At 60.6% G+C, this 23920-nt stretch carries 18 protein-coding genes; 6 read left to right on the forward strand and 12 right to left on the reverse strand.

The features are described 5' to 3' along the window. Positions 1-154 precede the first annotated feature (154 nt). The gene (amaB, locus tag AWU82_RS18175; RefSeq protein WP_064379117.1) at positions 155-1645 is read right to left on the reverse strand and encodes an L-piperidine-6-carboxylate dehydrogenase; all 1491 of its coding nucleotides are present in this window, start codon (positions 1643-1645) and stop codon (positions 155-157) included. A 161-nt stretch (positions 1646-1806) separates the two neighbouring features. Between amaB and AWU82_RS18180 the strand changes: the two genes are divergently transcribed. The 3 genes from AWU82_RS18180 (at position 1807) to nadE (ending at position 4991) form a co-directional block, all read left to right on the forward strand. Then, positions 1807-2706 carry a LysR family transcriptional regulator gene (locus AWU82_RS18180; protein ID WP_064379116.1) on the forward strand — a complete coding sequence of 300 codons (900 nt, stop codon included), beginning with the start codon at positions 1807-1809 and terminating at the stop codon, positions 2704-2706. A gap of 229 nt (positions 2707-2935) precedes the next feature. After that, on the forward strand, positions 2936-4159 hold the full coding sequence (gene pncB / locus AWU82_RS18185; RefSeq protein WP_011332202.1) for a nicotinate phosphoribosyltransferase: 1224 nt from the start codon (positions 2936-2938) through the stop codon (positions 4157-4159). A gap of 4 nt (positions 4160-4163) precedes the next feature. Next, positions 4164-4991 carry an NAD(+) synthase gene (nadE, locus tag AWU82_RS18190; protein WP_064379115.1) on the forward strand — a complete coding sequence of 276 codons (828 nt, stop codon included), beginning with the start codon at positions 4164-4166 and terminating at the stop codon, positions 4989-4991. A gap of 76 nt (positions 4992-5067) precedes the next feature. Here the strand turns inward: nadE and AWU82_RS18195 are convergent, their stop codons facing one another. Together AWU82_RS18195 and azu are read right to left on the reverse strand one after the other, a co-directional pair. Beyond that, positions 5068-5988, reverse strand: coding sequence for a hypothetical protein (locus AWU82_RS18195; RefSeq protein WP_064379114.1), 921 nt, complete (start codon positions 5986-5988; stop codon positions 5068-5070). Positions 5989-6212: 224 nt separating this feature from the next. After that, positions 6213-6659 carry an azurin gene (gene azu, locus AWU82_RS18200; protein ID WP_007950684.1) on the reverse strand — a complete coding sequence of 149 codons (447 nt, stop codon included), beginning with the start codon at positions 6657-6659 and terminating at the stop codon, positions 6213-6215. A 343-nt stretch (positions 6660-7002) separates the two neighbouring features. On the opposite strand from azu, the gene AWU82_RS18205 reads away from it, so the two are divergent. Then, positions 7003-7590, forward strand: coding sequence for a cytokinin riboside 5'-monophosphate phosphoribohydrolase (locus tag AWU82_RS18205; protein ID WP_064379113.1), 588 nt, complete (start codon positions 7003-7005; stop codon positions 7588-7590). 68 nt (positions 7591-7658) lie between these two features. After that, entirely contained in the window at positions 7659-7838 is a 180-nt protein-coding gene (locus AWU82_RS18210; protein ID WP_007950694.1) for a hypothetical protein, read from the forward strand. Between the two features lie 127 nt (positions 7839-7965). On the opposite strand, the gene AWU82_RS18215 is transcribed toward AWU82_RS18210, so the two are convergent. The 4 genes from AWU82_RS18215 to AWU82_RS18230 all read right to left on the reverse strand — a co-directional run bounded on the left by AWU82_RS18215 (position 7966) and on the right by AWU82_RS18230 (position 17337). Beyond that, positions 7966-8859 (reverse strand): transglutaminase family protein, encoded by an 894-nt coding sequence (locus tag AWU82_RS18215; protein ID WP_064379112.1) that lies wholly within the window; start codon positions 8857-8859, stop codon positions 7966-7968. Beyond that, positions 8859-11345, reverse strand: a complete 2487-nt coding sequence (locus AWU82_RS18220; RefSeq protein WP_064379111.1) for a circularly permuted type 2 ATP-grasp protein — start codon at positions 11343-11345, stop codon at positions 8859-8861. The genes AWU82_RS18215 and AWU82_RS18220 overlap by 1 nt, the downstream gene beginning before the upstream one ends. Before the next feature lie 88 nt (positions 11346-11433). After that, positions 11434-14709 carry a transglutaminase family protein gene (locus AWU82_RS18225; protein WP_064379110.1) on the reverse strand — a complete coding sequence of 1092 codons (3276 nt, stop codon included), beginning with the start codon at positions 14707-14709 and terminating at the stop codon, positions 11434-11436. A gap of 324 nt (positions 14710-15033) precedes the next feature. Next, entirely contained in the window at positions 15034-17337 is a 2304-nt protein-coding gene (locus tag AWU82_RS18230; RefSeq protein ID WP_064379109.1) for a YgiQ family radical SAM protein, read from the reverse strand. A gap of 157 nt (positions 17338-17494) precedes the next feature. On the opposite strand from AWU82_RS18230, the gene AWU82_RS18235 reads away from it, so the two are divergent. Continuing rightward, positions 17495-20074, forward strand: coding sequence for a hypothetical protein (locus AWU82_RS18235; RefSeq protein WP_139831648.1), 2580 nt, complete (start codon positions 17495-17497; stop codon positions 20072-20074). A 9-nt stretch (positions 20075-20083) separates the two neighbouring features. Here AWU82_RS18235 and dnaB read toward each other — a convergent pair whose 3' ends face one another. From dnaB to rpsF, 5 genes are all read right to left on the reverse strand, one after another. Continuing rightward, on the reverse strand, positions 20084-21481 hold the full coding sequence (dnaB, locus tag AWU82_RS18240) for a replicative DNA helicase (protein WP_011332193.1): 1398 nt from the start codon (positions 21479-21481) through the stop codon (positions 20084-20086). A gap of 120 nt (positions 21482-21601) precedes the next feature. Next, positions 21602-22048 carry a 50S ribosomal protein L9 gene (gene rplI / locus AWU82_RS18245; protein WP_003186385.1) on the reverse strand — a complete coding sequence of 149 codons (447 nt, stop codon included), beginning with the start codon at positions 22046-22048 and terminating at the stop codon, positions 21602-21604. Positions 22049-22067: 19 nt separating this feature from the next. Then, entirely contained in the window at positions 22068-22958 is an 891-nt protein-coding gene (locus AWU82_RS18250; RefSeq protein WP_064379107.1) for a YybS family protein, read from the reverse strand. Between the two features lie 36 nt (positions 22959-22994). Beyond that, the gene (gene rpsR, locus AWU82_RS18255; RefSeq protein WP_002551829.1) at positions 22995-23225 is read right to left on the reverse strand and encodes a 30S ribosomal protein S18; all 231 of its coding nucleotides are present in this window, start codon (positions 23223-23225) and stop codon (positions 22995-22997) included. Between the two features lie 28 nt (positions 23226-23253). After that, positions 23254-23682: a 30S ribosomal protein S6 gene (gene rpsF, locus AWU82_RS18260; RefSeq protein WP_007950702.1), complete on the reverse strand. Its 429-nt coding sequence runs from the start codon at positions 23680-23682 to the stop codon at positions 23254-23256. Positions 23683-23920: the final 238 nt, after the last annotated feature.

Below are 23920 nucleotides of genomic sequence, written 5' to 3' on the forward strand. Positions count from 1 at the left end.
AACAGAAACCTGCCAAACACACCTAAAAGATCGTTCCCACGCTCTGCGTAGTAACGCCGTCAGGGACGCTCTGCGTCCCGAAAGCGAACGCGGAGCGTTCGGTGCAGCATTCCCACGCAGAGCGTGGGAACGATCAATAGCTTTGAGAAAACTGTCAATCGAAGGTAATGCCCTGCGCCAGCGGCAATTCCAGCGAGTAGTTCACGGTATTGGTCTGCCGACGCATATACGCGCGCCATGCATCCGAACCCGACTCACGACCGCCACCGGTTTCTTTCTCGCCACCGAACGCGCCGCCGATTTCCGCGCCGCTCGGGCCGATGTTGACGTTGGCGATGCCGCAGTCACTGCCGACAGCCGACATGAATTTCTCGGCCTCGCGCACATCGGTGGTGAAGATGCACGACGACAACCCTTGCGGCACGGCATTGTTCAGGCGCAGCGCCTCTTCGAAATCGCTGTAACCGACCACGTACAGGATCGGCGCGAAGGTCTCGCTGCACACCACGTCGCTCTGCTCCGGCATTTCAACGATGGCCGGCGACACGTAGTAGGCGTTAGGGAATTGATCTTCCAGTTGGCGCTTGCCGCCGAACACCCGACCGCCCTCGCTCAGCGCCTGCTCCAGCGCGTCCTGCATGTTTTCGAAGCTGTGTTTGTCGATCAGCGGGCCGATCAGGTTGCCCTCCAGTGGGTGACCGATACGGACTTTGGAGTACGCAGCTTTCAGGCGGGTGACGATTTCTTCTTTCACCGATTCATGGGCGATCAGGCGACGCAAGGTGGTGCAACGCTGGCCGGCGGTGCCGACGGCGCTGAACAGAATGGCGCGCACGGCCATGTCCAGATCGGCGCTCGGGCCGAGGATCATCGCGTTGTTGCCGCCCAGTTCGAGGATGCTGCGGGCGAAGCGTGCGGCGACTTTCGGCGCCACTTCGCGGCCCATGCGGGTGCTGCCGGTGGCACTGATCAGCGCGACACGCGGGTCATCGACCAGCGCTTCGCCGGCATCACGACCACCGATGATCACCTGGCTCAGGTGCGCCGGGGCATCGCTGAAATTCTTCAGTACGCGTTCGAACAGCGCCTGACAGGCCAGCGCGGTCAGCGGGGTTTTCTCCGACGGCTTCCACACCACCGGGTTGCCGCAGACCAGCGCCAGCGTGGTGTTCCACGCCCATACCGCGACCGGGAAGTTGAACGCACTGATCACGCCGACCACGCCCAGCGGGTGCCAGGTTTCACGCATGTGGTGGCCCGGGCGCTCGGAGGCGATGGTCAAACCGTACAGCTGGCGAGACAGACCGACGGCGAAGTCGCAGATATCGATCATCTCCTGCACTTCACCAAGGCCTTCCTGGGTGATCTTGCCCGCTTCCCAGGACACCAGTTCGCCGAGTTCGGTCTTGTATTCACGCAGCACTTCGCCGAACTGACGCACCAACTCGCCGCGACGCGGGGCCGGCACCTTGCGCCAATGTTCGAACGCATGATCTGCGCGACTGATGTGCTGCTCGACTTCGGCCGGGCCTTCCCAGTTCACGGCGCCGATACGGCTGCCGTCGATGGGCGAATGCACCGGCACTTTGCCGTTCTGGTATAGGGCCGGGTTCACACCTAGACGATCAAGCAATGCGGCAACCATGGGTCACTCCTCAAGCAAAAAACTGAATGTGTGCGGGCGCGTTTTCACGACCGGGCAGACCTTTAGTTGTAGCGTCAGGAAGGCTGGGCAACAAACGACCTTTACGCGAGATATCATTCCGTTTATTCATGCTGCGCAGAAAGACAAGAAAAGGATCGCCCATGCTGAACAAACGCCACTTGCCGTCGATCACCGCGTTGCAGTGCTTCGAGGCCGTGACCCGGCACCTGAGTTTTACCCGGGCCGCCGAGGAACTGAACCTGACCCAGAGCGCCGTCAGCAAGCAGGTGGCGCAGCTTGAAGAATTGCTGCAGCACTTGTTGTTCCGCCGGGTGCGCCGCCGTTTGCAGATGACCCCGGCCGGCGATCTGTACCTGGTGGAAGTCAGAAAAATCCTGACCCAGGTCGAGATGTCGACCCATTACCTGCGTTCCTACGGCGGCGAGACCGAAGTCCTGCGCGTCTCCACGCCCTCGACCTTCGGCGCCCGCTGGCTGGTGCCGCGCCTCAAGGGCTGGCGTCTGCGTCATCCATCGATCCATCTGGACTTGTGCAACGAGCAGGAGGCCGATGACCTGCTGCAAGGGCGCAGCGACCTGGCGTTCTATTTCGGCCAGGGCTCACGCCCCGGCACCGAATGCCTGAAGCTGTTCGGCGAAGAACTGGTGCCGGTCTGCGCGCCGAGCAGCCTGCCGGAGACTCCGTTGACTGATCCAACGCAACTCACCGATCTGGTCCTGCTGCAGAATGCTTCGCGCCCGCAAGCGTGGCACGACTGGTTCGACAGCCAGGGCTACCAGACCGAACACAGCTACCACGGCCCGCGCTTCGAAACCTTTTATATGTGCATCCGCGCCGCCCAGGTCGGCTGCGGCGTCGCCCTGCTGCCGAGGTTTCTGGTGGAAGAGGAATTGGCCGACGGCAAACTGGTCATTCCCTGGCAGCATGCAATGCCCAGCACCGATGCGTATTACCTGGCTTATCCGGAACACGCGGCGGAAGTGCCCAAGGTGCGGGATTTCGTGAAGTGGATGCTGGAGCAGATCGACAGTCCGGTTTGAAGTTGTATTCAGTCCCTGTGGAAGCGGCGGTGCGGCGGTCCGACTTGCCCGCGAAGACGGCATCACATGCAACATTGATGTTGATCCTGCCGACGCTTTCGCGGGCAAGCCCGCTCCCACAGGGATCTGTGGCGGTCAAAAAATCGCTGGCAATCCCCACCCCGGATATGCGCCACTAGCGCCATTGATTGATACCGCGCCAGAGCGCGGCCCGCCTGGAGACCCCGTTATGAGCGAGAGTGTGTTTGCCGATCGCATCGTGCAGAACCTGCTCGACACCGACTTCTACAAACTGACGATGATGCAGGCGGTGCTGCACAACTACCCCAACGTCGAAGTCGAATGGGAGTTTCGTTGCCGTAACAGTGAAGATCTGCGCCCGTATCTGGCGGAGATCCGCTTCCAGGTCGAGCGTCTGGCCGAGTTGAGCCTGAGCGCCGATCAGTTGAGTTTCCTGGAGCGCATCAGCTTCCTCAAGCCTGACTTCCTGCGTTTCCTCGGCCTGTTCCGCTTCAACCTGCGCTACCTGCACACCGGTATCGAGAACGGCGAGTTGTTCATCCGCCTGCGCGGGCCGTGGCTGCATGTGATTCTGTTCGAAGTGCCGCTGCTGGCGATCGTCAGCGAAGTGCGCAACCGCTATCGCTACCGTGAAACGGTGCTGGAACAGGCCCGCGAACAGCTGTATCGCAAGTTCGACTGGTTGACCGCCAACGCCTCGGCCGAAGAGTTGTCGCAGTTGCAGGTCGCCGACTTCGGCACACGTCGCCGGTTTTCCTACCGCGTGCAGGAAGAAGTGGTAAACGTGCTCAAACACGATTTCCCCGGACGCTTCGTCGGCACCAGCAACGTGCATCTGTCCCGCGAACTGGACATGAAACCGCTGGGCACCATGGCCCACGAGTGGATCATGGCCCACCAGCAACTCGGCCCGCGATTGATCGACAGCCAGATCGCCGCCCTCGATTGCTGGGTTCGCGAGTACCGCGGCCTGCTGGGGATCGCCCTCACAGACTGCATCACTACCGATGCCTTCCTCGGCGATTTCGATCTGTTCTTCGCCAAGCTGTTCGACGGTCTGCGCCACGATTCCGGGGACCCGGTGCTGTGGGGCGAAAAATGCATCGCCCACTATCACAAGCTCGGCATCGACCCGATGAGCAAGACGTTGGTGTTCTCCGACAGCCTGACCCTGCCCAAGTCGCTGGAGATCTTCCGTGCGTTGCGCGGCCGGATCAATGTCAGCTTCGGCATCGGCACCAACCTGACCTGTGACATTCCGGGTGTCGAACCGATGAGCATCGTGCTTAAAATGACCGCCTGCAACGGCCAACCGGTGGCAAAGATCTCCGACGAGCCGGGCAAGACCCACTGCAAAGACCCGAATTTCGTCGCCTATTTGCGACACGTTTTCCAGGTTCCTGCCGTTTCCAGCCTTTCCAGCAAGGAGTGAATTCATGCAAGCCGTACAGCGTGAGATTGCTGAACAGCTCAACGTTCAGCCGCCGTTCGCCGATGACCAGGCCCTCGAAGCGGAAGTCGCCCGCCGCATCAGCTTCATCCAGGATTGCCTGACCAGTTCCGGACTCAAGACCCTGGTGCTGGGTATCAGCGGCGGGGTCGATTCCCTGACCGCCGGCCTTCTGGCCCAGCGTGCGATGCGCGAGTTGCGCGAGCGCACTGGTGACGAGGCCTACAAGTTCATCGCCGTGCGCCTGCCGTATGACGTGCAGTTCGATGAACACGACGCCCAGGCCTCGGTGGACTTCATCGCCCCGGACGAACGCCACACCGTCAACATCGGCCCGGCGGTCAAATCCCTGGCCAGCGAAGTCGCAGCCTTCGAAGGCAAGCACGCGGTGTCGGTGGATTTCGTGCTCGGCAACACCAAGGCGCGGATGCGCATGGTCGCCCAGTACACCATCGCCGGCGCGGCCCATGGCCTGGTGATCGGCACCGACCATGCGGCGGAAGCGGTGATGGGTTTCTTCACCAAGTTCGGTGACGGCGCCTGCGATCTGGCACCACTGAGCGGCCTGGTGAAGAACCAGGTCCGCGCCATCGCCCGCAGCTTCGGCGCACCGGAATCGCTGGTGGAAAAAGTGCCGACGGCGGATCTGGAAGACCTGTCGCCGGGCAAGCCGGACGAGGCGTCCCACGGCGTGACCTACGCCGAGATCGACGCCTTCCTGCACGGCGAGCCGGTGCGTCAGGAAGCGTTCGACATCATCGTCAACACGTACAAGAAGACTCATCACAAACGCGTGATGCCGTTTGCGCCGTGATCGGTGAGTGAATGAAAAAGCCCGCTGAGGCGTGATCCTCAGCGGGCTTTTCTTTGAACAGGATTCAATGGCAAATTTAACGGGCTTTTGCCGGAACCACCCTGAATGCCCAAGGGGACGAGATTCCACCACCAGCAGTTATCGTTCTAATGGTGTGAACCTTTTCAGCCAGATTCGAAATCTTAGCCGTGTAGATTCCATTCGAGTCGGCCGTGAATGAAGACAGGTCCTTTTCGTAGTCGACTACTTTTCCTTTTTCACCTGGGTTTGCCGTACCGACAACCGTTAACGATGTATCAGTCGTCTGCTCGTGGTTATGAATCAACTGCCCGCTCTCTCCCCAAAGAAACTGAATAGTTGGCGTCACGCTGTTCACGATCACAACGATCCAGGGTCTGGACTCAACACCATCGCTTCCTACCACTGTGAAGTGATGCACCCCTACCGACAGTCCGTTCAACAAAGCGCTCCAGTGCGCATTTGCATCAATGTTCAGTGTGGCTACCAGAATTCCGTTATCCAGAAGACTGACTGTTGTATTTGCCTCTCCCTCGCCTACAAAGCTCATATCGACAAACGTAGTGCTTCCACCATCTTCGATGACGCCTCCGTCGGGATCGTTTATCCACAAAATTGCGGCGTGCGGGCGCAGTACCATATGAACGATGTATGGATCAGACACCTGCCCGTCAGTGGTTTCCACGGTGTAGGAATGCGGCCCGTTTACCTGATCTTTAATGATCAAACTGAAGTGGCGATTGTGATCAACATTTACCGGGAAATGCTTTGGGACACCGTTGTCGAAAAGCTGCGCCTTTTGATTGGGAGCAGCGGAACCAACAATAGACAAATCTGGATTTGTGCTTACCCCGCCATTTTCGATGGATTCACCACTGCCATTGGTAAATGTCTCAATGACGGTTCCGCTCGTCACATTACTTCTGTTCGGATCCTGAACCAACGTACGCTGCTGGGGCAATTTCTCTTGATCGGTCATACGAAAACTCCTTTTTCGGAATGGATGCGCACAGTCATCTGAGCGCCCCCTCATTCGAGGCGTCTTCGAAATTCGCGTCTACTGTCAGAAATTACAGGTTCGAGGGTAATTCAGACCAACGGCCATGATCAGAAAAATGAGGTAGTAGGTGCAGATTTGATCAGCAGAAAAAACGCCGCTGCAATCACTTGCAGCGGCGCCTTTCGCGTTATCCGTGAACCGAATTACTTCAGGGTCACGGTGCCTTTCATCATCGAGATGTGGCCCGGGAACGAGCAGAAGAAGCCGTACTTCTCGTCAGCCTTGAGCTTGGACACGTCGATGGTCAACGAGTCGGTTTCCTTGGCGCCGATGATCTTGGTGTGAGCGATAACGCGCTCATCACCGTCCTTCAGGTAGTTCTTGTCGATGCCGGCGGCCAGGCCGTCGGTAGCGATCGGCTGCATGTCGGCTTCTTTACTGATCACCAGGTTGTGGCCCATGACGTTCTTCGGCAGGCTGCCGGAGTGGGTCAGTTCGACGGTGAAGGTCTTGCAGCTCTTGTCGATTTCGATGGCCTTGGTGTTGAAGGACATCTGGTCGGTGGAATCAACGGTGGTTTTGCACTCGGCAGCCATCAATTGGCTGCTGGCCAGCGCCAGCAGGGATACCGCAACAACTTTGGAAAACATGGTGAATCTCCAAGGCAGGGTTAACAAAAACACGAATGGTTGGAAGACTGCCTGAAATCTTCGCAAGTTCCTATGACTTGAGTCAAAAATTGTATACAACTTTCAGGCTATGACACTCATCGAAACAATCTAACAGCCAGACGTTTGGCCGGGCCGTATCTTCAGGGCTCAACGTTCATCTGGAGCATCCGTCATGTCCTTCAATAGCCTGTTGTGCAGTCTGCTCGCCGCCTACGCCTGTGGTGCGAGCGGCACCTGTGAAACCCCGAAACGCGAAGTCTAGTCCTTGGATCGAGACCCGCCAGCCTTTACCCTGTGCGACTGATCGACACAGGAGCAAGGCATGTCTCTCACATCCGTTTGTGTATTTTGCGGTGCCAACGCCGGCACCACTCCGGCGTACACCGAAGCGGCCATCGCCCTCGGTACCGCCATTGCCGAGCGTAAGCTGACGCTGGTTTACGGCGGCGGGGCTGTCGGCCTGATGGGGATTGTCGCCGACGCTGCGCTGGCGGCCGGTGGCGAAGTGATCGGCATCATCCCGCAGAGCCTGATGGACAAGGAAATCGGTCACAAGAGCCTGACCCGCCTGGAAGTGGTCGACGGCATGCACGCGCGCAAAGCGCGGATGGCCGAACTCAGCGATGCGTTCATCGCCCTGCCCGGTGGCCTCGGCACCCTGGAAGAGCTGTTCGAAGTGTGGACCTGGGGCCAGCTCGGCTACCACGGCAAGCCGCTCGGCCTGCTGGAAGTGAACGGTTTCTACAGCAAACTCACTGCATTTCTCGATCACATCGTCGGCGAAGGCTTCGTTCGCGCGCCACACCGTGACATGCTGCAAGTGAGCGAATCGCCGCAAACGCTGCTCGAAGCCCTCGATCAATGGCAGCCGACCGTCACGCCAAAGTGGGTCGACCAGAAACCCGGTTAACCCCCGGGCACCGATACAGGGCAGAATACGCGCCGCTCAACCTCACCTTCGACCCCAGAGGATCGCCCATGGCCAAACCCAATTACTCCTTCGCCAAACGTCAACGTGACCTGGCCAAGGAACAGAAGAAAGAGGAAAAGCTTCAGCGCAAGAAACAGATGGCTGAAGAAGCGGCACTGAATCCTGACGGTGAAGTGGCGACCGATGATGATGTTGAGGCACCGAAAGACCAGGCACCCGACGCCTGAGCAAATTGCTGAAACCTAGAACACAATCCCTGTGGGAGCGGGCTTGCTCGCGAAAGCGTCGTGACATTCACTATGGATGTGACTGAAAAATTGCTTTCGCGAGCAAGCCCGCTCCCACATTTGATCTTCACTCCTCCAGCGGCAACACAGTGACGCGAACTTCCGGGTCGTGATTGCCACCACCCAGAATCACCCCGCGCAACGGCGAGACATCGGAGAAATCCCGGCCCCAGGCCAGGGTGATGTGCTCCAGCGCCGGCTGCACGTTATTCGTCGGATCGAAATCCACCCAGCCCAGCACCGGGCAAAACACCGAAACCCAGGCATGGGACGCATCGGCGCCGATCAACCGTGGCTGCCCCGGTGGCGGTTGGGTCAGCAGGTAACCGCTGATGTAACGCGCCGCCAGCCCGCGTGAGCGCACACAGGCAAGCATCAGATGCGCAAAGTCCTGACAGACCCCGCGCCGTCGCTCCAGCACTTCCACCAATGGCGTCGCGACTTGCGTCGCTTCGGCGTCGAAGGTGAATTCGCTGAAGATCTTCTGCATCAAGGCCTGCACACCCAGCATCAACGGTCTGCCGGCCGGGAAACAGCTCTCCGAGAACTCGACGAAGCTGCGCTTGAGATGCACGTAAGGCGACTGGAATCGATAGCGACAGGCTTCCAGCAAAGAGGCGGACAGCGGTTGACTGCTGTAAGTCAGCGCGTTGCGCGTCAACTCCCAGGCCGGTGACTGCTGGAAATCCACCACGGGTCGCGCCAGCACTTCCACCGTCAGCCGTGCGTTGACCTGCAATTCATCGTGCGGCCGTTCGAAGGCGAGGCGAGTCAGCGGATTGCCGAACACATCCTGCTCGTCACGGCGGGTGGTCGGCTCCGGACTGATCAGCAGTTGTTGCTCGGTGCAACGCTGCCACTCGCATTCGCGCGGCCACAGGTGCGCCAGTTGCTGGGCCAGGGACACCGGGCTGTCGTAGCGATAGCACGTGTCGTGAAGGATCTGGTAATGGGCGCTCATCAGACGGACACCGTGCGCTGGCTGACATCATCGACATGGGCGAAATGGCGCAGGGCCAGACGATCCGACACCTGACTGCTGGCGTCGGCGATCTCCTGCAGCAGATCCGCCAGACCGTCGAGGGCCGCGCGCACGCTGGGTTCGCCGAACAGCGGATTCTCCAGACAGCTCAGATCGAAACGCGCCAGACGCTCGACCAGCGTCGGCAATCCTGCCTCCCTCGGCACTCCGAAGTCATCATTCAAACGCTTGAGGGTGCGAGTCACCAGTTTCAACTGGAACAGCACCGCATGGGGGTTCTGCTCATCCAGCAGCAACAGGTCGAGCACCGGAATCAACTGCGCCACCGCCAGATAACGCGAGCGATAGGTGATGCTGCTGTTGCCCAGCTCCAATAACCACTCAAGCCCGGCCTGATCGAACGCCCCGGCGCCGCGCAGAAAACCCGCAAGGCTGCTGCTGAGAAATTGCAGGCGCTCGATTCGCCGGCCGATCATCAGGAAGCGCCAGCCTTCGTCGCGGGTCATGTCGTCGAGGGCAAACCCGGACAGCGCCGCCAGCGACATCACCAGCCGGTTTAGAAAATCCAGCAGCTCGCCGAAGTCTGGCTCGTCGGTATCCAGTTCCGTCGCCTCGCGCTGCAACTCCACCAACGCCTGCCAGTTCTCCCGCGAGAGCTTGCCGCGCACCTGCGAGGCTGCCCACTGCAAGCGTTGCAGGTTGGAGCGCAGGCTGAACGACCAGTCCTCGCCGAGCAATGCCGCGAGCAAGCGTTCCGGCAGTTCACCTTCGTCCGGCAGCAGCATCAGTCGCTCGCCCAGATCCACAGCGGCCTGCAAGGCTTGTGGGTCATCGCCGTCGACGTAGCGCGCGAGCATGATCCGCAACAGCCGTGCGCTGTCGTCGCAACGCTCGCAGTAACGGCCGAACCAGAACAGGTTTTCCACCACCCGCGACGGCAGATACGGATCGCGTCGCACCAGGTCGGGCACGCCGATATTGCGCTGGGCTTTCCACTGCTCACCGCTCGGCGGCCGATCCCCCAGCACCCAGGTGTCCTTGCTCGCACCACCGCGCTGCATCGACACCACTTCGGCATCGGCTTCGGCCGCGACCCGGGTCAGGCCACCGGGCAACACCCGATAACCGTCGTGACTGGCCACCGCGTACATGCGCATGCCGATCGCCCGGGGTTGCAGTTGCCCGTCCTCGGGCTGCCAGATCGGCGCCTGAGACAGCTGCGCGAGTTCTTGCGCGACATACGCATAAGGCCGTGCCTGCATGCGCGCGGCGAGACTTTCACGCTGTTTTTCGCTCAGATCCCGACCAAATACCGGTGTAAAGCTTTGCGACGGGAACGCCGGTTTGATCAGCAGCTCCGGCAATTTTTCCAGGGCCTGGGCCAGCACCGGCGCTTCGCCGCACCACCACGTGGCGATGGACGGCAGGATCAGCTCTTCGCCGAACAGGTACTGATTGATCTTTGGCAGGAACCCCAGCAGCCCCGGCGACTCCAGTACGCCACTGCCCAGCGCATTGGCCACCAGCACCCGGCCCTGACGCACCGCCTCCAGCAGTCCGGGAACGCCCAGCGCCGAATCCGTACGCAATTCCAGCGGATCGCAGAAGTCATCGTCGAGCCGGCGCATGATCGCGTGCACCCGGCGCAGGCCACTGAGGGTTTTCAGGTAGACCGTGGCATCACGCACCGTCAGGTCACCGCCCTCCACCAGCGGATAACCAAGCTGGCGTGCGAGATAAAGGTGCTCGAAATAGCTCTCGTTGAAACGCCCCGGGGTGAGCAGCACCACCAGCGGCGCGTCATCGTCGCACGGGGCCTGACGGGCCAGAGTTTCCTGCAGGGTGCGGAAGAAGCCGGCCAGATGCTGCACTTTCAGATCCCGATACAACTCGGGGAAGGCGCGGGACACGATGGTGCGATTTTCCAGCGCATACCCGGCACCCGATGGTGCCTGAGTGCGATCCGCCGTCACCCACCAGCGCCCGTCCGGCGTGCGCGCCAGATCCACGGCATACAGATGCAGAAAGGCCCCGTCCGGTGGCGCAATGCCCTGACAGGGCCAGAGAAAATTGTTGTGGCCGAACACCAGCTCCGCCGGCAACAAGCCTTCGCGGATCAACTGCTGCGGGCCATACAGGTCCGCCAGCACCGCATTGAGCAGCCGCGCGCGCTGGGCGATTCCGGCAGACAACTGTTGCCACTCGTCAGCGGCGATCACGTGGGGCAGCAGATCCAGCTCCCACGGACGATCAGCGCCTTTGGGGTCAGCATAGACGTTGTAGGTAACGCCGTTTTCCTGAATCTGCCGGGTCAGCAACGCCTGACGCTGCACCAGTTGCGCCGGGGTGCTGCGCTGCAATTGGTCGACCAGTCGCCGCCAGTGCGGGCGCACCGCCCCGCTGTCGTCGAGCAGTTCGTGATAGGTGCCCGCCGTCAGCGGGTAGCGGTCAAGCAGGTCAGGCATGGAAAGCTCGGCAGCCGGCAAGGAACGGTCAGACTAACGCAGGCACATGACGCCCGGATATACGAAAAATCCGGGCGTCGCGTACGACTTAGAAACGTCGTAAATCGAGTGTCATCGGCAGCTCGTCGGAGATTGTCAGGTTCGGTATCGGAAGCTTCCCCGGCGTATGTCCGATGCGGAAGAAACGCGCCATGCGCCGGCTCTCCGCTTCGTTGGCATTGACCGGCAGCGTTTCGTAATTGCGCCCGCCCGGATGAGCGACGTGGTACTGGCAACCGCCCAGCGAGCGCTGCATCCAGGTATCGAGCAAGTCGAATACCAGTGGCGCATGCACCGGGATCGTCGGTTGCAGGCAATTGGCCGGGTGCCACGCGCGGAAACGCACACCCGCGACAAACTCGCCAACCCGTCCGGTCGGTTGCAGCGGCACCGGGATGCCATTGCAGGTCAGCAGATAGCGCTGCGGCGGCAGCCCCGTGAGTTTGACCTGCAAGCGCTCCAGCGATGAGTCGACGTAGCGCACCGTACCGCCCGCTGCGCCCTCCTCGCCCAGCACATGCCAGGGTTCGAGAGCCTGGCGCAATTCCAGCTCGATGCCGTTGACGGCGTAATCGCCGACTTTGGGAAAGCGGAATTCCAGATGAGCCGCAAACCATTCGGCACGCAGGGGGTAACCGGCACTGTTGAGCTCGACGATGACGTCGGCGAAGTCCTGCTCGATGAAGTGCGGCAGCATGAAGCGGTCGTGCAGCTCCGTACCCCAGCGCGCCAGTTTCGGCGGCGCATAGGGCTCGCGCCAGAACCGCGCCACCAGCGCTCGCAACAACAGCTGCTGCGCCAGGCTCATGCGCGCATGGGGTGGCATCTCGAAACCACGCAACTCCAGCAACCCGAGGCGCCCGGTGGCGCCATCCGGTGAATACAGCTTGTCGATGCAGAACTCGGCGCGATGGGTGTTGCCGGTAACGTCGATCAGCAGATTGCGCAACAGCCGATCCACCAGCCATGGGGCACACTCTTCTCCCGGCGCCGGCATCTGCGCGAAAGCGATTTCCAGCTCATACAGCGCATCGTTGCGCGCTTCATCGACTCGCGGCGCCTGAGAGGTCGGGCCGATGAACAGCCCGGAAAACAGGTAGGACAGCGACGGATGGTTGTGCCAATAACTGATCAGGCTGCGCAGCAGATCCGGACGGCGCAAGAACGGCGAGTCCGCCGGCGTCGCGCCACCGAGCACGAAATGGTTGCCGCCGCCGGTGCCGGTGTGCCGCCCGTCGACCATGAATTTCTCGGTGGACAGTCGGGTCTGGCGCGCTTCTTCGTACAGAAATTCGGTGCGCTCGACCAACTCGTCCCACGTCGCCGACGGCTGCACGTTGACCTCTATGACGCCGGGATCCGGGGTGATGCGAAAGTTGCTCAGGCGCGGATCGCTCGGCGGCTCATAGCCCTCCAGCAATACCGGACAATGCAGCTCCTCGGCGGTGGCTTCGATGGCCGCGACCAGTTCCAGATAGTCCTCGACCCGCTCCAGCGGCGGCATGAACAGGTACAACCGGCCTTCCCGGGCCTCGGCGCAGAAGGCGGTGCGGGTCAGCCAGTCGGCGGACTCGTCGATTTTCGGCACACGATCGTACGCCGGAGCCGGCTCACCGTGTTGGTTGAGCTGCGCTGTTTCGGGCAGCTCGGGGAAATCCTGATTCGGGTCGTTCGGATGAATGAACGGGTACTCCGCCGCCTTCACCCAGGGCTGTGAACCCAACGGCAGGCGATAGCCCAGCGGTGAATCCCCCGGCACCAACCGGCAATGCTCATCGCGCAGGTACCAGCGCCCGCTCTGCCACTGATCGCCCTTGGCGGTGCGCGCCAGCGGCAGCACCTGGCCGATGATCTTGTCCAACCCCTGACTGAACACCTTGCGCAGTCGCGCACGTTCCAGCGGCTCCTCCAGACGCGAGTCTTCGGCGCTGACGTTGCTCGGCAAGGCGCCCTCGCGCCAGAGGTAATAGAAGTTGTCTTCGTAGGCCGGGAACACGAAGCGTGTCGGCAGTTTCAGGCGTTCGGCGACACTCGCCAGAAAGCGTCCGGCCAGTTCACCTGTGGCGCCGTAATCCTGCTGTTCATCGGCAATCAACGCGTTGTTTTGCCAGACCGGCACACCGTCGCGGCGCCAGTAGCAGTTCAGCGACCAGCGCGGCAGTTGCTCGCCGGGATACCATTTGCCCTGACCGAAATGCACCAGCCCTTTGGGCGCGTAATGCTTGCGCAGGCGCTGGAACAGTTCGGCGGAGAGCCGACGCTTGTCCGGGCCCAGCGCGGCGGTGTTCCACTCGGCGCCATCCGGGTCGTCGATGGACACGAAGGTCGGTTCGCCGCCCATGGTCAGGCGCACATCGCCTTCCAGCAGGTCGGCATCGATCTGCCGGCCCAGCGCCTGGATCGCCAGCCATTGCTCATCGGTGTAGGGCTTGGTGACCCGGGGTGCTTCCCAGATCCGCTCCACGGACATTTCGTGGCTGAACTCACACTCGCAAGGTTCCACCAGACCGCTGATCGGCGCCGCCGAGGACGGATCGGGACTGCAGGCCAGCGGGATATGCCCCTCTCCGGCGAACAGTCCGGAGGTCGCATCAAGGCCGATCCAGCCGGCGCCGGGCAGATACACCTCGCACCACGCGTGCAGGTCGGTGAAGTCCACTTCGGTGCCGGACGGGCCGTCGAGGCTTTTCACATCGGCGGTCAGTTGAATCAGATAACCGGAGACGAAACGCGCCGCCAGCCCGAGGTTGCGCAGCAGTTGCACCAGCAGCCACGCCGAATCCCGGCAGGAGCCGGAGGCGTGTTCGAGGGTATGCTCCGGGGTTTGCACACCCGGTTCCATGCGGATCAGGTAATTGATGTCTTCGCTCAGGCGCTGATTGAGCGCCACCAGGAAATCCACGGCCGGCAACGGCGTGCGGTCGATGGCATCCAGATAGGCCTTGAATTTAGGCGTCAGCGGCAGGGTTTCGAGGTACGGCGCCAGCTCCTTGCGTTCATCGGCGGCGTAGGCGAAGGGGATTTTCTCGGCGTAGGGCTCGAGGAAGAAGTCGAACGGGTTGAACACCGCCATTTCGGCCAGCAGATCGACCTCGATCCGCAGTTCGGCGGTTTTCTCGGGGAACACCAGCCGTGCGAGGTAGTTGCCCTGGGGGTCCTGCTGCCAGTTGATGAAGTGCTGCTCGGGCGAGACTTTCAGTGAATAGGACAGAATCCGCGTGCGGCTGTGGGCAGCCGGGCGCAAACGCACGATCTGCGGGCCGAGTTCGACAGCGCGGTCGTAGCGGTAATGCGTGACGTGATGCAATGCGACATGAATCGACACGGCGTGCCTCCTGCGAGCCCAAGCGTATTCGAAAGCGCGCAAGACTTATGCCATGCAGAGGCTTGGGCGCTTTCCCGGAATGCTCAGGGCAGTACAGCACCAAAATCGGGCGATGCGGTGAAATGCTTTGGCACAGTTGCACGCAAATGTTGCGAAAGCGGCCGGATACTTGATCGTTCCCACGCTCCCGCGTGGGAATGCAGCCCGTGACGCTCTGCGTCACTGGACGCGGAGCGTCCCTGGAGGCATTCCCACGCAGAGCGTGGGAACGATCAGCAAAACGCCAACCCGAAGGTTGGCGTTCTGTTTTGGCTCAAGTGCGTTTCAGCGCGGTACGACCGGCTTGCGTGCCGGTTTCGGCCCTTTGCCTTTCGCCGCTTCCTTGCGTTCCTTGGCGGCCTGCTGGTTGCGGGCGAACGCCGCGGCCTTGGCCTGTTCACGCTTGTCCCATGGATTGCCGCCGTCGCTGGCGCGCGGTGGCAGACCGGTGTGCTGGGTGAGGATCTTGGTGGTCTTCTCTTTCGCGACCTTGTGGCTGCCGGCCGGCGTCGAGTTCTTGCGACGGGCACTCTGGTAGCTGTCGGTGGCCGGCTGGTGCAGCGGGATCAACTGATGCTTGCCCGGCCCGATCAGGTCGGCGCGGCCCATGCGGGTCAGCGCTTCACGCAGCATCGGCCAGCCTTTCGGGTCGTGATAACGCAGGAAGGCCTTGTGCAGACGACGCTGCTCCTCGCTCTTGACGATGGTCACGCCGTCGCTCTTGTAGGTGACCTTGCGCAGCGGGTTCTTGCCCGAGTGGTACATCGCGGTGGCGGTGGCCATCGGCGACGGATAGAACGCCTGCACCTGATCGGCACGGAAGCCGTTGCCCTTGAGCCACAGGGCCAGGTTCATCATGTCTTCGTCGGTGGTGCCCGGGTGCGCGGCGATGAAGTACGGAATCAGGTACTGCTCTTTCCCGGCTTCCTTGGTGTACTTCTCGAACATGCGCTTGAAGCGATCGTAGGTGCCGATCCCCGGTTTCATCATCTGGTTGAGCGGACCTTCCTCGGTGTGTTCCGGGGCGATCTTCAGGTAACCGCCGACGTGGTGGGTCACCAGCTCCTTGACGTACTCCGGCGACTCGACCGCAAGGTCGTAACGCAGGCCGGAGGCGATCAGGATCTTCTTCACACCCGGCAACGCACGGGCGCTGCGGTACAGCTGAATCAGCGACGAGTGGTCGGTGTTCAGGTTCGGGCAGATGCCCGGGAACACGCAGGACGGCTTGCGGCACGCGGATTCGATTTCCGGGCTCTTGCAGGCGATGCGGTACATGTTCGCGGTCGGGCCGCCGAGGTCGGAGATGACGCCGGTGAAACCCGGCACCTTGTCGCGGATTTCTTCGATTTCGCGAATGATCGACTCTTCGGAACGGTTCTGGATGATCCGGCCTTCGTGCTCGGTGATCGAGCAGAAGGTGCAGCCACCGAAGCAGCCACGCATGATGTTCACCGAGAAGCGGATCATGTCGTAGGCCGGGATTTTTTCCTTGCCGTACGCAGGGTGCGGAACACGTGCGTAAGGCATGCCGAACACGTAGTCCATTTCTTCGGTGGTCATCGGAATCGGCGGCGGGTTGAACCAGACGTCTACCTCGCCATGCTTCTGCACCAGCGCACGGGCGTTGCCAGGGTTGGTTTCCAGGTGGAGCACGCGGTTGGCGTGGGCGTACAGGACCGGGTCGTTACGCACCTTTTCCATCGACGGCAGGCGGATCACGGTCTTGTCGCGGGTCATTTTCGGGCTGGCCAGGATCTGTACGACCTTGGCTTCTTCCGGATCGTCAACCGGGCCCTTCTCCTGCTCGATCGCGCAGGCCTGAGTGTCCTGGGTGTTGACGTACGGGTTGATGATCTTGTCGATCTTGCCCGGACGGTCGATGCGCGTGGAATCGACTTCGTACCAGCCCGCAGGGGTGTCACGACGGATGAACGCGGTGCCGCGCACATCCGTGATGTCTTCTATCTTGTGACCGTAGGACAGACGCTGGGCGACTTCGACAATCGCCCGCTCGGCGTTGCCGTACAGCAGGATGTCGGCGCTGGCGTCGATCAGGATCGAGTTGCGTACGCGATCCTGCCAGTAGTCATAGTGGGCGATGCGGCGCAGGGAGGCTTCGATGCCGCCGAGCACGATCGGCACGTGCTTGTAGGCTTCCTTGCAGCGCTGGCTGTAAACCAGGCTCGCGCGATCCGGACGTTTGCCGGCCATGCCGCCCGGGGTATAGGCGTCGTCGGAACGGATTTTCTTGTCCGCGGTGTAGCGGTTGATCATCGAGTCCATGTTGCCGGCCGCGACACCGAAGAACAGGTTCGGCTCGCCGAGCTTCATGAAGTCGTCTTTGGACTGCCAGTTAGGCTGCGCGATGATCCCGACGCGGAAGCCTTGCGACTCCAGCAGCCGGCCGATGATCGCCATGCCGAAGGACGGGTGATCGACGTAGGCATCACCCGTGACAATGATGATGTCGCAGGAATCCCAGCCAAGCTGATCCATCTCCTCCCTGCTCATCGGCAGGAACGGCGCTGGCCCGAAACATTCGGCCCAATATTTTGGATAGTCAAATAACGGCTTGGCTGCTTGCATGTCGATAACCGGTGTTGGCTTTCATTGAATTTCGCGGGCGCGGAATATAGCACAAATTTTGACCAATTCCGACGACTGTGGTCGGTTTCTCGTCGCACCGCCCGCCGCCACACTCTCTGTTCAACAAACGGGTTCACTTATTCAAGGATGAATACGCATGCCTGCAAAACCACCCTCCATAGGCGCCACGACCGTCGAAGTGCACAATCCGCCTTCGAGACCTGTGACCGGACATTTTCCGGAGCACTCCACTTCGCCTCCGGTTCCTGCGGACACCCGCCTGTTCACGCCGCGTCCCGCACACGCCAGCCTCCCGGCAATCGACGGCCCGGACACGATCTCTCCCGCACCGTCCGTGACATTCGTCGAAAGCCTCTCAAACCCGACGGCTTCACCGAGAAGACTCAGGCTCGAAACCTATGGCATTCCTTCCGGTGTCCGACTGCCGGAGGCCGACACACAGGGTTTCAGAACCTTCAAGGGGCGACTGTTCGTCGAAGCGTACGATGGCAGCATTGTGCAAGTTGGCCTGGACCCTGACAGCCGCATCTACCGCATCAGACTCAGCAATGAGTTGAACCCCTCGGGCCCTGTTCTCTTGCAGGATCCCCAGAGCAAACGCTGGTTTCCACTGGATGAGTTCCAAGCCGGGGCCCTTGCACTGACTTCCAGTCGACTGGAGGCATTCCGGACAGGCCTGGATTTCTCTGGCATCGCGCCGGACAGCGAGGGGCTGCACAACTTCGAAGGCAAGCGCTACGTGGTCATTGAAAGCCGCGCCTATCAGGTGATGCGCGACGTTGACGCCTCCTCTCCCGCGCACACCGTCTGGCGTATCGTCGCGTCGAAGGATCCGGTCGCCTCCGACAGCGAAAACACCTACCGCGCCAGTCGGGCCGGCTCCACCCTGGCCATCACTCGCACTGCCGAAGGTTTTTGGGTTCCCAGTCTGCATGGGCTCAAGGGAGGCATGCGTCGCAGTGCAATCGCTCAGCACAGCAAAACCTATCTGCTCCAACGGCATGAGCCCATCAGGAATGCCTTCGATGCCCTGACCGCTTCCAACACGCGCTATGGCGAACTCTGGCGCCGTGCCCAACCCTTGCCTGAGGGCAGTGACGCCGAAAAGGCCGCGCTGATCGAGATTGAAGTGCATGTGATCAAGCACACAAGAATGCAGGCCGATTACGTCAAGTCACTCATCGACAACCGGGACTGGCTGATATTGCTCAAGGCAGGCGGGCTCTATAAAGCCGAGCTTCATGCTCAGCAGATCAACAGAGTCGACTACTTCAACAAACTGCTTGCAGTCATGGACCGCAGAGCTCTGCCAACCCTGCATGCAATCACCGTCGAGTCGCTCAAGCGCAACCTCGTCCACCTCGACAAAAAGCTGAAGATCATGGACGAGCGTCAGGCCGTGATGGATCAGATTCAGAAGGCTGACCGCAGCGCCCTGGCGGTTCTGGAGGAGATGAATCGCAAAGTGCCCACGGTGGATCAGATCCAATCCAGCCAATACAACATTTGCCTGCGCCTGATCTCCGACGATCCGCAGAACCCGCAGGATCATGGCATGCGCAGTGCCATGGCCATGCACTTGCTCAAGCAGGATCTGAACGAAGTGTTCGGGTACTCCGAACCTCTTGCATTGCAATTGACGATCGAAAACATCAAAAGCGACAAAGCAGGCCTGGAGGCATTGCTCGCGTCGACAACGCCGGCCAAGGCAGAGTACGTCAGGAAGGCACTGACCCTGCTCGATGCCTTTGAATCGAAAATCGAAACCCGGCTGAACGATATCTTTGACCGGATTGACAACAACCAAGAACTGCCCGGCTACGATCAGGAAATCGATTTCGACTTCCTCCCTGGACAAGTTACCGGAGCCGCCGGAGACGCGGCGCCGCGAAAGTTGTTCCGAACCCGTCAACATGGCACTTACCGTGTGCTGGTCGGCGTGCCGGACACCGCTGCCGACGGCCGCATCACCCTCAGCGTTCCCGACCTGTTCAAACCGAACGATCCCCCTCAACGCTACGAAATGAAAGAAGGTGAGTGGCAGCCCGTACGTTCCGCCCCGGCCCCGACCTCCAGACCTCAGCTGGTCAGCGAAGCGCTGGCGCGCCTTGGTAACGTGGAGGCGTACCTGGCCCAGGCTCGATTGATGGAAAGCCGAAAGGACAACCCGACCACCATTGTCGAATATCTGGGTGCCGAGACGGATCGACTCGCAGGTCTGGCGAAACGCCTCGAGCTCCTCGGGCAAACGGCAGCAGGCGCTGAAACCTCCGACTTGATCAGCCGACTGAAAGCTGCCGCCGACTCAATGGGCGCCAAAGGCCAGGATATTTTGATACGGATGTACAAGAACAAGGATGTGCTGGACGTCCCGCGCCTGAACTTCCTGCTTGAGCATGCTCAACTCAAGGTGGTCAAAACGGTGGAGCGCAAGCAACTGGGCAAGGGTAAAGACAAGTCATTCCTGGACGTTTACTCGATCATCGACCGCTCGGATAACACGCCCTTGTGGGAGGCCCACTTTCACTACGACAGGAAGGACCGCGCTGCGCTGGATTACACCGTCAAGGGCGCACACCTGAAAACCCTTGAACAGCGCAGGCTCGGCAGCTCGTTTCAACAGCGCGAAGAACAGGCTGGTCGGCCCCACCAACGGATATGGCGGGAGTTCATCAGCCCCAGGGTTGCCCAGAAACTGTTTGATCAGCTGGCGTGATCAATTGCGTTACTCGTCGTCGTCGAAGTTGTAACTGCCCGGCGCGAGGTTTTCAAAACGTGTGTATTTGCCGATGAAGGCCAGGCGAATGAAGCCGATCGGACCGTTCCGCTGTTTGCCGATGATGATTTCGGCGATGCCCTTGTGCTCGGTTTCCGGGTGATACACCTCATCCCGGTACACGAACATGATCACGTCGGCGTCCTGCTCGATCGCTCCGGATTCCCGCAAGTCGGAGTTCACCGGGCGCTTGTTGGGACGCTGTTCCAGGGAGCGGTTGAGCTGCGACAGGGCGACTACCGGGCAGTTGAATTCCTTGGCCAGGGCTTTCAGGGATCGGGAGATCTCGGAAATCTCGTTGGTCCGGTTGTCACCGCTGGAACCCGGGATCTGCATCAGTTGCAGGTAGTCGATCATGATCAGGCCGATGTCGCCGTGCTCGCGCACCAGCCGCCGGGTCCGGGCACGCATCTCCGACGGACTGATGCCGGCGGTGTCATCGATGAACAGCTTGCGGTCGTTGAGCAGATTGACCGCCGAGGTCAGACGCGGCCAGTCGTCGTCTTCCAACTGGCCGGAACGTACCTTGGTCTGGTCGATACGGCCGAGGGACGACAGCATACGCATGATCAGCGATTCGCCTGGCATCTCGAGGGAGTACACCAGCACCACCTTGTCGCTGCGCAACACGGCGTTTTCCACCAGGTTCATCGCGAAGGTGGTCTTACCCATCGACGGACGGCCGGCGACGATGATCAGGTCGGCCGGTTGCAGGCCGCTGGTCTTCTCGTCGAGGTCGGTGTAGCCGGTGGACAGGCCGGTGATCGAGTCGGCAGTGTTGAACAGGGTGTCGATGCGGTCGATGGCCTTGGTCAGCAGGTCATTCACACCCACCGGGCCGCCGGTTTTTGGCCGGGCCTCGGCAATCGCGAAGATCTGCCGCTCGGCTTCGTCGAGGATTTCCTCGGCGGTGCGGCCTTCGGGATTGAAGGCGCTGTCGGCAATTTCGGTGCTGATACCGATCAACTGACGCAACGTCGCGCGCTGGCGGACGATCTGCGCATAGGCCTTGATGTTGGCGACGGACGGCGTGTTTTTCGCCAGCTCACCCAGGTAACCGAGGCCGCCGACCTGCGAAGTCTGACCTTCCTTGTCCAGTTGCTCGGCAAGGGTCACGACGTCGATCGGCAGGTTCTGATCGGCCAGTTTGGCGATCGCACGGAAAATCAGACGGTGGTCATGTCGGTAGAAATCGCCGTCGGAGACTTGATCGAGCACGCGTTCCCAGGCGTTGTTGTCCAGCATCAGACCACCGAGCACGGCCTGTTCGGCCTCGATGGAATGCGGCGGCACCTTCAGCGCGGCGGTTTGCAGATCGTATTGCTCGGGAGCGGAGATTTCGTTCATGGCCACTTTTTAATCAGGAAAAGCAGGGAGTGCAGAAAGACAAAGGGCACGACCTGTAAACAGGATCGTGCCCGATGTTAACCGTCTGCCGGACAAGCCGCCAGTCGATCAGGGTGTTGCTTAAGCTGCTACCACGACAACGCGTACGGTGGCTTCAACTTCGGCGTGCAGGTGCACGGCCACGTCGAATTCACCCACGTTGCGGATGGTGCCGTTCGGCAGACGAACTTCGCTTTTCGCCACTTCAACGCCGGAGGCGGTCAGTGCGTCAGCAATGTCGTGAGTACCGATCGAACCGAACAGCTTGCCTTCGTCGCCAGCGGTGGCAGTGATGGTCACTTCCAGCTCGGCCAGTTGGGCAGCACGGCTTTCAGCCGAAGCTTTACGGTCTGCGGCGGCTTTTTCCAGCTCAGCGCGACGCTCTTCGAACGCAGCCAGGTTGGCAGCGGTCGCAGCGGTGGCTTTGCCGAAAGGCAGCAGGTAGTTACGGCCGTAACCGGCCTTAACGTTTACTTTGTCGCCCAGGTTGCCCAGGTTGGCGATTTTTTCCAGAAGGATCAGTTGCATGTGGAAATCCTCTTAACTTTTAACCTTCACCGTTCGCGTTATCGGTGTCTTTCGACACCCGACCGCGAAAATCAATCAGGCTGTCGACAATGGCCAGAACCACGAGCAACGGATAGATCAGCTGCATGAACAGCAACAGCGTTACGTACAACCCCACCAGCCAGAAACCGGCCAGTCGCCTTTGCGCCACCAGCCCGTGAATCAGGGCCAGCCCGGCGAACACCAGCGGTACACTGCACAACGGCGTCAACATGGCCATCTGTGCACCGAGATTCGGGCCCAGAAGCATCAACGCCAGCAGTAACATCGCCGGCCCCAGCGGGATCCGGATGGCGCGAAACTCGCGACCAAAACCACCCGGGTTGTACAACAACGCCTGCCAGTAACGCCCGACAATCAGGCTCAGCACGCTGACGATCTGCAACAAGGCCGCAATCAGGCCGGTGAGGACCGGTGCGATCAGCGACGCAAAACGCGCCTGCTCGTCTACCGACAATTGTTGGTAGGCATCACCGAGAAGCGCGGGCATGACCTTTATCAAGGCCTGCGCCAGCATCTCGATCTGGGGCGCGAACGCCGCCCCGAGCACCACTGAAAACACCAGCCCCATGGCTACGCTGACCAGCAGCGTACGGACCCAGGATTCGCTTGCGCGCAACACCAACGCAAGCCCCGAAGCCCCCAGCAGCACCAGAAGTGCCCGTGGGTCATCGGCATACAACCACCAGATCAATGCCGGCAGCAGTCCCAGTGACACGACGCCCAGGGCGTCGGCCAATCCGCGCCGCAGAAGCACCAGGCTCCCGGCGGCAGCACCCAACCAATACAACAACGGCAATGTTGCACACCCGGCCACTACGAGAGTGGCCTGCATACGGCCGCGCATGATGAACTCAGCTAAGGCACGCATGCATTCAATCCTTTGCTACTTGTCGACTGCCCGGTCTCAGCGGCCGTGGCTGTCGGTGTAGGCCAGCAGGGCCAGGAAGCGGGCGCGCTTGATAGCGGTGGCCAGCTGACGCTGATAACGAGCTTTGGTACCGGTGATGCGGCTTGGAACGATTTTGCCGGTCTCGGATACGTAGGCTTTCAGAGTGTTGAGATCTTTGTAATCGATCTCCTTCACGTCTTCAGCGGTGAAGCGGCAGAATTTACGACGACGGAAGAAACGTGCCATTTGATAGGCTCCTTAAAAGGTCCGTGGATTACTCGTCAGCGTTATCGCTGTTGTCGCTGTCGCTATCGCTGTCATCGCCATCGGCGCTGCCATCGTGCTCAGGACGTTCGCGACGCTCACGGCGCTCACTGCGGTTTTCTTCAGCCTTGAGCATCTCGGACTGGCCGGTAACGGCTTCGTCGCGACGGATGACCAGGTTACGGATCACAGCATCGTTGTAGCGGAAGTTGTCTTCCAGCTCGGCCAGGGCCTTGCCGGTGCACTCAACGTTCAGCATCACGTAGTGAGCCTTGTGAACATTGTTGATTGCGTAGGCCAGTTGACGACGGCCCCAGTCTTCCAGACGGTGGATTTTGCCGCCGTCTTCTTCGATCAGCTTGGTGTAACGCTCAACCATGCCGCCGACTTGCTCGCTCTGGTCAGGGTGGACCAGAAAGATGATTTCGTAATGACGCATGAATGCTCCTTACGGGTTGTAGCCTGCCGCTCAAAAACGGTCAGACAAGGAGTGAATGACACTTATGGACTTGCTGGCGCGGGGCACATGCATGCCTGCCGCCACAGCAAGGGGCGCAATTGTAGAGAAGGGACTGAAGAGGCGCAAGGCAATTGGTGATTATTTGAACAGTCACACTTTCTGCCACACCACAAAGCACTGTGGGAGCGGGCTTGCTCGCGATAGCGGCTTAACATCC

Source organism: Pseudomonas glycinae (genome assembly GCF_001594225.2).
Lineage (GTDB): Bacteria > Pseudomonadota > Gammaproteobacteria > Pseudomonadales > Pseudomonadaceae > Aquipseudomonas > Aquipseudomonas glycinae.